This is a genomic window from Acetobacter sp. AAB5, assembly GCF_050106715.1.
GTDB lineage: Bacteria > Pseudomonadota > Alphaproteobacteria > Acetobacterales > Acetobacteraceae > Acetobacter > Acetobacter oryzifermentans.
This window is the reverse complement of the sequence record NZ_JBNIEW010000010.1, coordinates 108,726-124,045: the sequence shown is the minus strand read 5'-3', so window position 1 is coordinate 124,045 and position 15,320 is coordinate 108,726. Positions and strand designations below refer to the sequence as shown.

The 15,320-nt window shown below is 50.2% G+C and carries 9 protein-coding genes and 1 tRNA gene; 4 read left to right on the top strand and 6 right to left on the bottom strand.

The annotated features are described in order from the left end of the window. The first annotated feature begins 32 nt into the window (after positions 1-32). From ACP7IZ_RS10550 to ACP7IZ_RS10535, 4 genes are all read left to right on the top strand, one after another. Positions 33-109, top strand: a tRNA-Met gene (locus tag ACP7IZ_RS10550). Positions 110-436: 327 nt separating this feature from the next. Continuing rightward, complete coding sequence (locus tag ACP7IZ_RS10545) at positions 437-1,180, top strand: hypothetical protein (RefSeq protein ID WP_426849091.1); 744 nt, start codon at positions 437-439, stop codon at positions 1,178-1,180. Positions 1,181-1,606: 426 nt separating this feature from the next. Beyond that, entirely contained in the window at positions 1,607-2,974 is a 1,368-nt protein-coding gene (mauJ, locus tag ACP7IZ_RS10540; RefSeq protein WP_426849090.1) for a methylamine utilization protein MauJ, read from the top strand. Positions 2,975-3,124: 150 nt separating this feature from the next. Further along, positions 3,125-3,772 carry a hypothetical protein gene (locus ACP7IZ_RS10535; RefSeq protein WP_426849089.1) on the top strand — a complete coding sequence of 216 codons (648 nt, stop codon included), beginning with the start codon at positions 3,125-3,127 and terminating at the stop codon, positions 3,770-3,772. 171 nt (positions 3,773-3,943) lie between these two features. Here ACP7IZ_RS10535 and ACP7IZ_RS10530 read toward each other — a convergent pair whose 3' ends face one another. From ACP7IZ_RS10530 to ACP7IZ_RS10505, 6 genes are all read right to left on the bottom strand, one after another. Beyond that, entirely contained in the window at positions 3,944-4,798 is an 855-nt protein-coding gene (locus ACP7IZ_RS10530) for a hypothetical protein (protein WP_426849088.1), read from the bottom strand. 194 nt (positions 4,799-4,992) lie between these two features. After that, positions 4,993-6,249, bottom strand: a complete 1,257-nt coding sequence (locus tag ACP7IZ_RS10525; protein WP_426849086.1) for a hypothetical protein — start codon at positions 6,247-6,249, stop codon at positions 4,993-4,995. Positions 6,250-8,151: 1,902 nt separating this feature from the next. Beyond that, the gene (locus ACP7IZ_RS10520; protein ID WP_426849085.1) at positions 8,152-9,846 is read right to left on the bottom strand and encodes a hypothetical protein; all 1,695 of its coding nucleotides are present in this window, start codon (positions 9,844-9,846) and stop codon (positions 8,152-8,154) included. A gap of 57 nt (positions 9,847-9,903) precedes the next feature. Beyond that, positions 9,904-10,992: a dsDNA nuclease domain-containing protein gene (locus ACP7IZ_RS10515; protein WP_426849084.1), complete on the bottom strand. Its 1,089-nt coding sequence runs from the start codon at positions 10,990-10,992 to the stop codon at positions 9,904-9,906. A 272-nt stretch (positions 10,993-11,264) separates the two neighbouring features. Next, complete coding sequence (locus ACP7IZ_RS10510; protein ID WP_426849082.1) at positions 11,265-12,005, bottom strand: M48 family metallopeptidase; 741 nt, start codon at positions 12,003-12,005, stop codon at positions 11,265-11,267. Between the two features lie 3 nt (positions 12,006-12,008). Continuing rightward, entirely contained in the window at positions 12,009-15,305 is a 3,297-nt protein-coding gene (locus ACP7IZ_RS10505) for a type I restriction endonuclease subunit R (RefSeq protein ID WP_426849080.1), read from the bottom strand. Positions 15,306-15,320: the final 15 nt, after the last annotated feature.

Sequence of the window (15,320 nt, the reverse complement as noted above, 5' to 3'; positions counted from 1 at the left end):
CAATACCCCACAAATTTCAACACAATCACAACCGCGGGGTGGAGCAGCCCGGTAGCTCGTCAGGCTCATAACCTGAAGGCCGCAGGTTCAAATCCTGCCCCCGCAACCACTTCTATCATAAATCCCTACAAATCGACGTCTGATCGCCATGAAATACTGGCTTATCAGACAGTTGCACGCGTCTCGACCTTCGAAAGAGGGCCGGGCAATTACGCGCGTCCGCGCCACGCCATGGCCAACAGGGCCGCCTCAACTGGTTTCTCCGATCCGTTCAGAACGAAATTTGGAAATCAACGAGGATAATCATATCATGCGCGATGACGCAGTGAGAATGCTATCGGGGCCAAACCAGAGAGGCTGGTTGGCACGCAATACCAGATATGAGCCGGAGACTGACCGCCTTCTGGTATGGAACATCATAACGTGGAAATGGTGTATGGCTGGGCCAGAAAATATTCTGGAGCTCTGCCCGCTGTCTGTTCGGGGTTTCGGTGATCCGGGCGACATCTGGAAGGATGTTCGAGCTAAGGCCAACAGCCAGCTTTATGATCCGCAGCAACGCGGTGATGTTCCAGTTCATAGTGAAGCAAAGCGCAGGGAATGGCTAAGGGATAGCCGGAGACGGAAATGCCTTCCCGAACGCATTGAAATTTTCAACGTGATACAAGGCCGGTGGACGGCGGTTACCCAGGAGAATCTGGCGGAGCATTACTCCCGCTCATATTGGGAACCCATCGGGTTGGGCAAAGCGTGGGAAGAAATCGAGACCGGGGCGGTTGCTGACCCGGAAGCAGAATTGACCTTGAGAGAGCACGCTGAATTTCTGGCCGAGCATCTCTTCGGAACGCTGCGCAAAATGCCTGAGACTCCCGATGAGCGTATCTCGATCATCGCAGAGGAGTTTTATCCTTTACCGGAAGAGCAGGAGCAGGCACCTCCTCCTTCTACGCCACTCCCCACATTCGAGGAGCGACTGGACGCCCGGATGCCCGAAGTGCTCGAAATCTGGGCTGCCTCTCAGACAGGCCACATCACCTCACGGTTGGTCGTCGAAGGTCTACTCCATTATCAATGGCCATTATCCACGATCCATCAACGGGCACTCACTCAAGCCATGCGGCAGGCAGGATGGACCTTGCGGAGAACTGCAAAAACGAGGTTCTGGGTTAAGAACGCTTGAGGAAGATATCGCCCTTCTTCGTGAAAATATTCAGCGGGGAAGGGCGCTTATGGGGGGGATAGTGGAAGGTCGGCTATTGGGCATGGCGACCAGAAAACTGACATTTACAAGTTCGTGATTGCCGAAAGTAGTGACTGCTCACGTGGTTGGCAGAAATGAGACTTTATCGCGAAGTCACAACGATCGTGAATTTTGTCTTATCAATATGTTATCATCGGAGCATGGACAGTGCGATGCCTGATTTACCCCCGATTCTGCCAACCACGTGAGCAGTTACCTAAAGTATGCGCGCTGTAGTGATCTAACCTGGATGATCTAGCGCAGGGCAACGTTGCTGCGGTAAAATTAAATGTTTGGCACGCGTCAACAACATAACACTTTGATATTGTTATTGCAGCTAATCCGTGGTCAAAAGTTTTCATGGTTATGCGCGATGAAGCAGGAATGCCTTTTCTGATCAAGATCCAATCGAGGGAAAAGAAATTCGAGACTGCTCCAGAACTTAAGCACAAAGGGAGTTGGGTTTGCCTGAATATTGAGACTTCTTGCCAATGGCCAGTAAATCCGCAGCGGTTTGAGTTTGCAGGATATGAAATTTGGATCATCCCAATAACGCTCGAAGAGCATGGTGGGATAGCCATGAAACTATCCGGGGGCATATCGAATGAGGATGCAGAACTCCTCATGTATCGCTTCTTAAGCGTCTTATCATGGCGTGAAAATAGCGGGATTACGGTCGCATATCGCTCGGGCGGCAGCTCGCCTTATATGGTGGGCCTGAATAAGAAGTCTGGTTTTGTAATCTGCGAGCAATTCGACTTAACCGAGATCATCTGCCCGGAAGATGAGGAGCCACGCATTGCATTAGCCCTCATGCGCGAAGCAAGAAGCCTCAATCATCACGGTTACGCCTTTCTCTCCTTTTGGCGTGTGCTTGAGGTTTCTTATCCCAATCCGAAAGCCCGAATTGCGTGGATGGTGGCCACCCTACCCACGCTCAATGGAACGGACAGTAAAGAAGCTTTCAATAGCATATCTAGCAATAACGCTGATGAAATTTGTAAGCATCTGTTCGAGTCAGGACGTTGCGCGATAGCCCATGCGGCAGGAAAGCCAATTATCAACCCGGATGATCCTCGCGATGAACGTCGTTTATATCGTGAATTACCTTTGGTGAGGCAGTTAGCTGAGCGCGCCGTAGAAGAGAGATTCGGAATTCTTACCCGCTCGACCGAGTATGCGTTGCACCTTTATGAACTGAGAGGGTGGAAAGAGGTATTTGGTGAAGATCATATTAAACGACTTCTAAAGGGGGTGAGCCCTGTCGATGGCAAACATGCTGACGTGCCTACAATTAATATTCGATTACGCCAGCGTCGGGAATATCTCCCGTTCGAAAATATGGTGCTTGCAGCGCTTGTAGTGGATAGTGCTCGAATTAATCTGAGTTACAGATCACAAGACGGGCTTGCAGAAATTCGCTTTCAGCTAGATTTTTCTGCTGAGCGACTACATTTTTCTATCGAAAATGGAATTTTCTGTCACGATGATAATTCCATTCGGGCAGCCGAATACCAACGCGAAATCCTACGGTTCTTTCGGGACTATTTGATGAATGGTGAACTACAAATCTTCAACGCGGATAGGGGCAAACTTATGTCGCGCAAAGACGCTTTCATGCCGGTTAACTGCCGGATCAATCTTGACAGATGCAACGCCAATATTGCAGCAGCACAGGCAGAAGTAGATCGAAGAAAGAGTGCTGCGAGCAGCGCTCTTCCGTTCCAACCATGACGTTGGCGAAAGACAGGGTAAACGGAAAGTAGGTCTTAAAAAGATCTTATGCCGAAACTGTCATCTCGTGAGGTCATGCGTAGTCACAATGCGTATTTTACCCCACTCCCTAAATATTCTAATTGAATCAATAGAAATGTGATCATATCCATGGAATCTAGAAATTTTTGTTATATTATTAACCCTCTACAGCCAGAACATAGTTTTGCGTGGCAAGCTCTTGGTTTTTTTTGGGGATTAGCAAAGACATTTTTACCTGGTATAATTACAGCGTCGGTTACTGGAACAATAGCAACGCTTGCTTATTTTGTTGCCAGATCACAAAGAGAGATTGCAACAAATAAATATAATTTAGATTTATTTGACAAGAGATGGGATGTTAACGAGAAAATAGTAAGATATTTTGATATAATAGAGGGTTTATCTTGGCTAAATCCCTTTTTAATACACAGAGAATTGTGTAATATCAAACAAGATTTTCAAAAAGCGGTATTTTTATTTCCAGAAATCACCGGAGAAGATATTACAAATTTTTACGATTTGGTCAATTCGTACAATGAGGTGTCTAAGAAAAGTCAGCCTTCCACATCTACCCCATGGGGGCAAAACGAAGCAGTCAAACTAAAGAACGAAAAAATCCAAAAATTAGGGTCTCTACAGAAAAAATCTGTATATATTAAAGAAAAAATAAATTCATCATTGAATGTTCCACAAATTGCTTATGTTCCCAGCAATGTAGAAAAGTATATAAAAAAATATTTTTGTAAAATTTTAAGATTTTTAGGAGTGAAAATTTAGTTCTTTGAGGCAGGAAGGGCTGCTTTTGGAACTGCCTCTGAAACTCTAATCGTCTGGAAAGAGGGCGACTGCTGCCTGTCTGGGTCCATATTACTGAGCAGACAGGCGGTTCAGGGAGGAAGAGTGCCCGCTGTCTGACAGTAAGTTTTAAAAACCCGTCATTCGTGATTGCTACCATTCAGGGAATTTGAGCGTTCTGTTAGCCCAAGATTTTGCTAAGTCATCAGGCTTCATGATCCAAGATTTCTGAAATGATGGAATATTTTCAATACTACCAAAGAAACCCTTGTCTTCTGCAACGATAAGAGCGGGCAGAGCTAAATACGTATATATTCTTAAGTCTATTCCGTCATTGGCCTTTTTCGGGGCGTTGACGTTGTACGGTTCGTTCTTTTTCTTACTTCTTACATATTGCCGCCAGATATAACGAGTCCGCAAATCAAGACGTCTGGATAGAAGAGGATCCATAACTCTATCTCGATCATGGCCCTTTATGTACATATCAAGACGATAGTCAGAAATCTCATTAAACTCTTCACTATCTTGAGAATGAATTTGATCCAGATTAGAAATTAAATTTCTCCATTCAGATCTTTCTCTTTCTATTTCTTCAATTAATATTTCCGTATAATTTATTTTCTGATCAACAAGCATCCGAAATGCTTTTTTCGAAATGGCTTTTATGTCGTTATCATGAAAATTATAATGAGGTTCAGATCTTATAAGGCGAAGCACATCTACTTCACCCGGCATGACAGGTAATGTCATGCTCAGAAACATTTTTAATCGCCCAATAATATTTCGGAATTCTTTATCAGACATTGCCCCTATATTTTTTTGCTTAAGCAACTCACCAAAAGTACATTCAGATAAAGTAAATAAATATCCAGCTTTCTTCATTTTTGAAAATATCTTTACCCACTCAGGAATTTTATTGGAATATGCTAAATTCCTAACGGGGCTCGTGTCTAGAACAACTACACGTCTATTCCTAAATATACTCACTTTATTGAAATCCTGAAACATGAATTATATACTCTTATTTTTACCACCGAAATTATCCGCTTAAAACACAATAATAATTTATTTAGGTTACAATATTAAATAGACACCAAACGAAAAAACTTCTGATTAACATAAGCGATAGCATCTGGCCTCTAAAAACCCTTAAGTCGAAGCCTTTTCTGGTAATAAAAACTTTAATCAACCTACGGCCCGATCTATGGTTCGGCAGTTGCCCTTACATCATGAAGAATACGTTGTTCCAAACGGTTTGCCAGCCACTGCAACGTGTGGTCTGCAGTAAGAGCCAGTTCCTCCATTAATTCTCGATAAATAATTGCCGCATCTCGTTGCTGAGAGAAGAAACGCTCCATAAAGGCGTGTTTGAGCGGTTTGCCTTCTTGGTCGATGTCCGGAGCATTCGCAAGAACGTAACGGATCGGGGTACCGTTCACCTGACCGGTTCCGCAACCTATCCAACAAATTGGCTGGATATGGCCCGAAGTCATGTTATGGGTCAGATCGTTTCGAAAACCGCGCAGCGCCAAAAAGCTCCCTGGCACAATGTTCGGGATAGCGTAAGGCAGATCCATTGCTCCCAAATCAGTCAATAGCGGCTTGGCTCCCTTGGGGAAGGGCGCGTAAACTTTACCAGACTCATTGTAGGGAAAATATAGTCTCCCTGGCATTTCTGCATGTCCAAAAGGCTCGCGAACTAAGAAGACAAATAATCGGTACAATAGGTCGAGAGCTGTTGCTACGGCACTGATACCATCTATGAATGCTGCATGCAGTCTCTCCGCAGTAGGCGAAGCATGGTTAATCTCATTGCCTGCAACGAGCTCACCAAAATATCGTTTTTCCTTGTTCTCTATTAACAGACGAACCTGCTCCATCATGCGATTGCCGCACTCGAAAGCTCTAATAAGAGCAGTTCTAGTATGTTCAACTAGGATATGGGCATTGCGCGCGAAAAGCTGATGATAGCCGGGAGTGCCGACCGCATAATCTGCTTGAGCCATACGGGCAGAAAACTCCGAGTGGTCCATTTTTCCGTCCCTGACAGCATCAATAATTTCGAGAAGATCTTCCGCCCCTTGAACCGTCCATGGGACGCCAGTCATGGGCTCTGACAATCGACGCAGAGCAGTGTCTATCCTCTGTGCAGACCCCAGAGTGGCTTCGATAAATGACTCAGCTGAGATGATGTGGTTTTTAGGTTCTGCCAGCCTAAAATAAGTCTTTCCGCCTCTCCCATGAAAACGACATCTTAGCAGCGTCTCGATATGGTCAAGCAGAGCATTGCCACGCATTGGGAATAACGCATTCAACTCCACCGTCCCATCATCAAGCAATAACGGGTCCGATAATCGAACACGGATACCGCTAGTCATATCATACCAAGCAGTATCACGAAGGGGTTCACATAATTGTGGATAGGAAATCCGCATATGAACAAGAGTTTTCGCAGACATACATTCAACCTAAATTCTGAGATCGTGATAAATACTGATTAATTTTCTATTAATAACCATTTTTATTTTCTCTATTTTATTTATATATTTAATATAACTATATTATTATATAACAATAAACAAAAAAATACATTTCATCCGATCCTAGAATAGATCCCTAAAAAAGACAACTCTGTTACAAGCTTCTAGTAAGGTGTTGGACTTAACTTATTCGAATATACTGCTAAACCCTACGTCCGGTTTTGGAGAGACAGGACGCCTGACCGAACGTCCGTCATGAGGGCGAAACCGGTAAGTCCGCTTAGCGCGTGACAAGCAGACAGGCTGCTTTCGCCGTCATGTCGGTCGTTCTAACCGCTACAATGTTTACCGCACAGCGGACATTAATGGTTCTATGTTCCATCGTCCATTTTTGGCGATATAAGGGACGCGCTCGAGTTACTTGGCATCCATGTAAAGCGAACCACTCCCTGAGTTGGACAAAACAAGCAAGCTGATAAAGGCGAAATATTCGCGCCACCAATGTCGCTGTCTGCCACATCAACGACGAATGGCATGGTCAAGATCGGCCGTTTGTGCCACCGTGGCTTGCGGTAGGCGTGGCTAAAATAGCTGTCATTTACGACAAATAATTTCATCGGGTGGTTCTGCACTAAATCCCTTTCCTGTCGAATCATCGTCATCCACAAGAATTTTGCATTTTTCCCACGTAGTATAGTGACTGAATAAGAGATCATCCTCAATGTATTTACGAACAGAGTCGCCATTGATAGTGGGCGTTTTAGGGCAGAGTCGATACGTAACGCGTGGACTCAAATTACCGCCTAGCCGGAACACCCAGTAGCCATCCTCACCGACCCAGCCTCTGCGAAAATGGGCTGGATTATTCATATCCTGATCGATACGTTGAACGTGTGCAGATATCCGTTTGACAAGAGAACACAATTCCCGAAAGTAGGCGTGGTTCCATATGCGACTGTTGCGTTCATTGATCTGAGCAGTGTGATCCGTATCAAAAGGAAACCTGCGCTTGTCGTCTATAGTCTTTGGCACGACAGGATATCGCATCTTGGTTACCAAGTCGGTGAGAAATCTGAGGAGTTCGCAATCTCTTTCCGACAATTCAAGTTCGACAAACTTGGCAGCGAATTTATAATTATGACTAATTTTTCTGCTTAGCCATCTGCCAACAGGCTCCTCACGACAATTAGAAAAGACCTTTACGACGCCTGCCTTGAGATACATCTCAGCTGCATACGCTAGGAGTAGCATGGAGGCGCGTGGCTGGCCGGCTATCTCGTTGATGCATCGTCGGGCAATTAACCCCTGAAAGCTGCTAGTGCTATAAGACCGGCACTTCATCAACCAAGTTGCTCGTAATGATCGGGCAGAGACGAGCAAACCGTCCCCCTCCTCAATCCAGCTTCTGGGGTTGTACATTCCGACGCTGTCGAACTTCACCAACCTATCGCGAGGCATAGGGAATATCCATGTCAATGAAATTTATCAGCACCTCCAAAGCTGTCTTCATACGGAAACCCTTCAACATTTTTTCTTTCCTATCGGGGATCAGTGACACGCCAATGTCAATTATACTCATTGCATTAGAGTAATTTACCAATAATGACTCGTATAGTGTTTCCATCTTTTTACGCTACTCAGGAAGGCTACTATCGGTCACTTAGCTGTCGGCTTTCGCCGTCAAACTGGACGTTCAATCGCAGTCGACGCTGCACCGTTAGCGGACATATTTTCTCGATCGACTGTCCAGTTTGTCGCATCTATCAACAGACGACAAAACGGTCGCTCCCTGCAGATGGTGGTGAGCGAGAAAATTGCGAAAGCTACTCTAGATAGCTCCTGAATCTATTTATAGACGCGCGTAATTGGAACGTAATTGCGTTATTCCGCAGCCAGTATCTTTTGGAAGAATGGGTCGAAGATGTTCTTAACCCGATCAAATTCGTTTTCACGAAGAATTTGGCGCTTGGCTTCGCCATAAGTGGCGATGGCGACCCCTTCGAATTTAAGCCCTGAAGCGTCCTCGGTAGCAACGATGGTCTGCACGTCGTCGGGAACGTGATCGAAAATGAACTTCAACATCTGAGGAAGGTGAACCTTGTCCTGGCCTTGCTGGTTCGGGGAGTCGATCACGACAGGGAATCTGACGCTCGTCGTGAATTTAATCTTCGTGTAAAGAAACGCATAATAGTAAGCCAATAAAGCCCGCGGCCCCTCGCTTCCTCGCGCAACGTTGATGGAAACGATTGACTGCTTTTCCGGCGCGTCGAGATGGACGTCCAGTTCCTGTGAATACATCGACAGTCGGGTGCGATAAAATTTCATGATCTCCGAGGTGCGCGTTCTTTCGGTGAACTTATTCATCGAAGCACGCAGAAGCTCGGTTTTATTTCTGGAACCGTCCGCCGCCACAATCTTCTCGTTCAGCGATACCCGGAGAAGCTTGGCGGCTTCGGTTTTGCCGGCCGCGACGAGCACGTCGTTGAGGGACAGCGACTGTTTTTCCGTTCCGAGAATCTTTTGGATGCGCGTCAGGCTTGCACTGATCACGTCAAGCTTTCCTCGCTCGGCCAGTTCCTTTTCGGCAAGTCTTCCCAGTTTATACTTTGCCTCGGTCAGCGCCTTCGATAAGACGCCTTCGTCCTCGATCAAGGCGAACCTTTCGGCAAGGGAGTTCTGGTACTCGTGCCCGCAGGTGGGACACTCAACCTGATGTGGTAACGAGGACGCGAGGTCGAACTCACCTCGCATTTCGTTCAGAGTATTCCTGAGGAGAGCCGCTTCGGCCCTGACAAGATGAGATTCCTCATGAAGGTCGGACATCGTCCGACGATGTCTCGCCTGCAGCACAAGAAGACGCTCGCTTTCCGCAACAAGATCATCGCACTCGCTGGTAAATTCCTGCAAGTCGTAGATTGGGGTCGTGCCTTCGATCTCTTCAATCTGGGTCATCGCCTGGCGAAGCGTGTCGACGGCAGTCTCCAAGCTGGAAAGGACGATCTTCTCCTTCGTAAGTTCGGCCTTGGCGGCATAGTAGCCATCCGGCCGTATGCCTGAATGATAATCCGCAAGCGTGCGCGCACTCTCTGGCAGGTAGAAGTCCTGGCGGAAGGAGACCCAAGTATTGTCCCAGCTTCCATCTTGATCAATGTAGAACGGTGCGAACAGATACGCGGGCGGCGGCGTTAATGTTTCCCCATCCTTGTCCACCATCTCCAGCTTGAAGCCGAAGAACTCGGCAAGCTTTGGCCCCCAATCCTTGACCAGTCGCAGCCCCCAGAACTGTCTGTTGCCCTTGTCATCGAAGAGCGAAAGCACTCCGTGGGCCTTTACCGAAAACCAGATCGCACCCGCGAACTCAAATTCGAGGCAACTCGATACGTTGGCTTTCTTCCAGCGGTCGTCAATCTTGTTCGGCGTCGCTCCTAGAGTCTCGTACAAGCTCTTCATTATAACTGACTTTCCAAAGCCGTTTGCGCCTTGAATCAACAGTTTTTGTGAACGCAATGGTACGTGCAACGCTCTCTTTTCGACTTGCGACAACAGGTAGAGATTTTTGAATTTTACCGTTGGCATTGCTACTCTCACTGAGTTTTCGAAGGACACGCCGCAGTCTCATCGTGTTGTCGTCTGTCATGTCATGGCTTCCATCAACTCGACAATCATCGCGGACTGGAGATCGTAGGGCTCTGATGTGGGCTCAACGAGGCCGTGGGCTTTCAAGGCTACGGCCGCCTCCTTTACGCTCTCCATCGTGCTCACTGCGGTCTTGTCGATTGCGCCGCGGATCGCATCGCTCAGATTGGTGGCCGCCCTGATTCCAACGCGACGGGCATCAACATACGCTATGCACATGTTCTTAATACGCTGGATTTGTATCGCTTTCATTCCATCGGCAGCGAATTCGTCTTTCACGCTAGACCACCACTCGACTAGATTTTTCCGCCTGCTCTGAACCCGTAAGATCAGGCGGTTGATCGCTTCGCGGTCCAAAGCAACACGCTTACGCAATTCTTCGACAGTCGCCGACTTGGTCTTGTTGCCGGTACACTCACCCGCGGCAGCAAGGAGAGTCGTATAGAAAGGGCTGGAGACGGCTACAAAATCCGGATCGAGTTCTTCTAACATCGTTACGATCCTGCCAAGCACCGTGGCGCGATAGCTTTCCAGATCGAATGGAACACGCTCGAAAGTCAGAAGCGTCGCGTGCCTCTTGTCGAAACCGGTAGGGAAATCCTCCTCTAGCGCCTTCATTAGTGCTTTCTGATCAGCGGAGCAGAGATCGGCGATCGAAAGCTCGCCATCGTGGAGACCAGATTGGGTGGCCGTAGCCAAGGTTGCGTTCAGCGGTCGGTTCGACAATATTGATGCTCGGCGAATTTCTGGGCCGAACTGTGCAATATTATAGTACGCCTTGCCAATGATGGATTTCGGCAGTTCACCCTTCGGGCTTCGCCTAGCGAGCCTCTTGGCGGTCCAAGTCAGTTCGCTGCTCGATTTCACTTGATAGAATGAAAGCTCTGAGTTCTCACCTTCTCCAACGAAAACGACGAGATCGTCGTGATGATCGAACAGGGCGACGAATTCCTTGCCTTGCTTGAAGATGTCGAGAACCAGCGCTATCGACACGTTCACCTGAAAGTCAAAGGCTCTGAACGCGGATGGGCCGGCGGTTTCGCGCGGCGGTTTCGATGCTACCGTCTTTAACGTGGGCTTTGGCAATGACTCTCGTTCCAGAAGGGTTTGAAAGTTTTACCAACGTAATACAAAAAATAGAAGTGAGGCTATAGCCAGCAGCGTCGGATCACTGGTGGCGTTAGTTGCAAGACACACCAGATCTCGGTAAAATGTGCTCTTTCAAGATAAAGGCAAGTGCCTAGCCATGACCAAATGAGGGCGCTTCGCAATCGAAACATGACGACCTCGGGAACAGCCGTTTTCTCAACTCCACAGCCCATGAGCAGACTGTCTGCTCTCCCCCCATAGCTGCCACATCAGCAAGAAAGGACCAGTTCTGACATCCCGTCCAGTCGAGCCTTATGCCGCTCCCAGTCAGGCATGACACGTTCCAGAAGTCCCCAGAAAGCAGGTCCGTGGTTATGCTCTTTCAGGTGGCAAAGCTCATGCAGAATCACGTAATCAATGCAGTCACGCGGGGCTTTGACCAGATGAGGGTTCAGTGTGATGGTGCCCCCCGGTGAGCAGTTGCCCCACTGGGTCTGCATCACCTGAAGTTTCAGGGCAGGGGGCGTTGTCACCCACAGTGTTGTGGGGAGGAGAGCGTTCAGACGGTTCCTAAACACCTCCTGTGCCCGCGTAAAATACCAGAGTTCCAGCAGCTTCTGAACCCGCAGCGCCTGTCGTTCCTGCACGGACACCTCCAGCCGCCCCCGCAGCATCCGCACGGTCTCTGGCGCATCGGGCTGATGATACACCTTCAGCAGATGCCGCCGCCCCAGATAGAAATGACTTTCCCCGCTGACATAGGCACGCGGCGTGGCATGTTCCTGCACCGCCCGGAAGTCCCGCAGCTTCTGCCAGATCCAGCGGGTTTTCTGGTGTAACGCTTTCTCCAGATTAGCTTCTGTCGTCCCATCTGGTATAGAAACCTCCACACGCAGATCCGGATGCACCTTGATCCTCAGGGTTGTGCCGGGGCCCGCTCGGGGGATCAGGTTCACGCGGATCTGCTCACTCCCATAGGTCAGAAAGCGGTGTGTCCGGTCATCGCCCATTGTTCAGCCGCGTAAAGTATCAGCAGGACCAGCCCGCATGATCTGGATGACCTGCTCGATGATCTCCTGCGCCTTGTCCACGCCAAAGCCAGCTTTCTGGCCGGTGCCGAACAGGAGTGGCAGCAGTTCTTTCCTGACCGCCTTTTCCATATCCGGGCGACTAAGAGAATTCTCCCGCACAGCCTTGTCCACAATGCTGTCGATCTCGAACGCCAGATCAATCCAGTACTGTTTTTCTTCGTCCGTCTGCTTATGGTTGAAGATGGCCGCCAGTGTTTTCAGGAACACGCTATAATAGGCCTGCGCATGGCGATGCCCGTCAAAAACAGACGGAATATTGTTGAGTTTGCGCTGGGCCACCTGTTCCTCAAACTCCTGGAACAGCATGAACTGCTTGAGGGGATGATCGAACAGGCTTTCTGCCTCTTCAATCACCTTCCGCAACAACGCCGAGAAGGCTTCCTTCGCATACGGGTCATCCTGCATCTCGTGGTCGATCATTTTCGTCACACGGGTGCGGATCAGGTCCGTCTCGTTGCGGGTTTTCTCCTCGCTCCAGTTTTCGGGCTCATTGTCTTCGGGTTTCTGGCCCATCTTGCCGACGGCATAGAGCCCTTCGGACTCATGGACTTTCACACCCGCCACGTGCCGGTCCAGCAGCTTCTTCACCTGCTCGGCATACTGGTCGAAGTCCACGGTTTCACCGGTATCCTGCATGACCATCTGGCGCAGGCTGGTCATCTGCTTCAGCGTCTCCTTGTAGGTGGCGCGGTCTTTTTCCGTAAAGCTGGTGTCTTCAAAGAAGGCCACAGATTGCAGCGCCACTTTCAGGCAGGCGGCAAACTTCGTCAGCGCTTCATAGAAGTCATCCCGACGCTTGAGGTTCACGTCCACCATCTGGCCGTGCTCCTCCACCATGCGCGGCATCAGCACGGCGCGAAGCTGCTGGAGGTCGCTCCTGTTCTTCACGCCCTCAAAAATGGCCCAGAGTGCTTTGTGCAGAGCGGGGAGTTCGCGGTATTCCGTGCTCATCTGGCTATACAGCCCGGCAATATCTTTTGGGTCATATCCGCCGACATTCTCAGCCGCCAGTTCATCGTATTTGGCCAGCGTGGTGTCCAGTTCCGCCAGAATACCGCGATAATCAATCAGCAGCCCATGCTTCTTCTGGTCATGCAGGCGGTTTACGCGGGCAATGGCCTGCAACAGATTGTGCTGCTTGAGAGGCTTATCGATATAGAGCACCGCATTCTTCGGTTCATCAAAGCCGGTCAGCAGCTTGTCGACTACGATGATCAGCCTGAGGTCCGGGTCTTTCTCAAAGCGCTCAATAACGCCGCGTGTGTAATCCTCTTCGTTCTGACTGCCGACATTCTCCTTCCACCAGTCCTGAATTTCCGGCTGCCTGCGCTCATCCACTTCCGTATGGCCTTCCCGCGTATCAGGCGGGCTCATGACGATGGCGCTCTCGAACAGACCGACCTCATCCAGATACTGCTTGTAGCGGATGGCGGACAGCTTGCTGTCACAGGCCAGCATACCCTTGAGGCCGTTGTCGATATTGCTGTCAAAATGCGTCGCCAGATCCATGGCGATCAGCCGGATGCGGTCATCCGCCTTGTAAACCTGATTGGCGCGGGCAAAGCGCTTCTTGAGGTCCGTGACCTGCTCTTCGGTCAGCCCCTGCGTGATACGTTCGAACCAGGCATCAATGGCGCGGTCATTCACATCCAGATCGGGCTTGCGCTCTTCGTAGAGGAGTGGCGTCACCGTACCGTCCGAGACAGCCTGCTGCATCGTGTAGGAGTGAATGATCTTGCCGAACCGGCTGGTGGTCTCGCTGCCCTTGAGCAGGGGCGTGCCGGTAAAGGCGATGAAGGCTGCGTTGGGAAGCGCGTGCTTCATGCGGGCATGGTTCTCCCCGCCCTGACTGCGATGCCCTTCATCCACCAGCACGATGATATCCCCACTGTCATTATGGCATTCGGGCAGGGTGGTCGCTGTGTGGAACTTGTTGATGAGCGAGAAGATGATGCGCTCCTGCCCGTGCCCGATCTGCTGTGCCAGACGGCGACCGGATGTGGCCAGTGCCTCTTCCTTATCCTTCTTGTCCGCCAGTTCGCCGCCGGTGGAGAAGGTCGCGCTCAACTGGCGCTCCAGATCCTTGCGGTCTGTCACCACCAGAATGCGGCACTGTTTGAGATCGTCATCCAGAATGAGCGCCCGGCTGAGGAACACCATCGTAAACGACTTGCCCGAACCCGTGGTGTGCCAGACCACGCCGCCCTCGCGCCCGCCATCGCTGCGGCGGGATTTGATACGTTCCAGAAGGCGCTTGATGCCGAAAACCTGCTGATAGCGCGCGACGATCTTGCCTGCCTTTCGGTCGACCAGCGTGAAGAACCGCGCCATGTCCAGCAGGTGCTCGGGGGAGAGCAGTCCGATCAGCAGCCGGTCCTGATCCGTGACGGCGAGAGGGCGGGACGCCCAGTCCTCGAACCATGCCCGGTCAGACGGTTTCCGTTCGGCGAACAGCGAGCCTTTCTGGGTCGCAGAAAGCGGTGTGTTCTTGAGGGTTTCCATGCGGCTTTCGGGAATGTCCTCTTCCTTCCAGCTTGCCCAGAACTTTTTGGGCGTGCCGCAGGTGCCATAGCGCCCGTCATGCCCGGTGATGGAGAGCAGAAGCTGGCTGTAGGCAAAAAGCTGGGGGATTTCATCCTTGTTCTGATTGCGGATGCTCTGGGAAATTCCGGCCTCCACCGTCGGGCCTTTGCCCGGCTGGCCATCGGGGCGCTTGGCCTCGATCACGGCCAGCGGAATCCCGTTGACGAAACACACGATATCCGGTCTGCGCGTCTGTGTCAGATCCGTGCGCAGGACGCTGAACTCTTCGGTAAAGGTAAAGCTGTTATTGGCCGGGTTCTGCCAGTCGATGAGGGCGATGGTCGGGTTGGCCTTGCGCCCGTTAATGAACTCGGTAATGGCGATGCCGAACAGCAGATGCGTTGTCATCTTTTCATTGGCGTCCCGCAGGCCGGAGACGAAGTCCGGGTGCGTGACGTGAGAGACAAGCCGTTCAATGGCCTGATCGGACAGACTGTGTTCCTGTCCTTCAAACGTAAAGCGGCGCTTTTTCAGTTCCGCCCGCAGGAGGGTGTCCAGCACCACGGCACTCTGCTTGCCGCCCCGCAAGGCCAGCGCTTCGGATGGGGGCAGAAACCGCCAGCCGAGTGTGCTGAGCAGGGCCAGTGCGGGCAGTTTGGCGCTGTATTCTTCCTGAAATTTCGGGGCGGGGGGCATAGTTTTCAAATATCC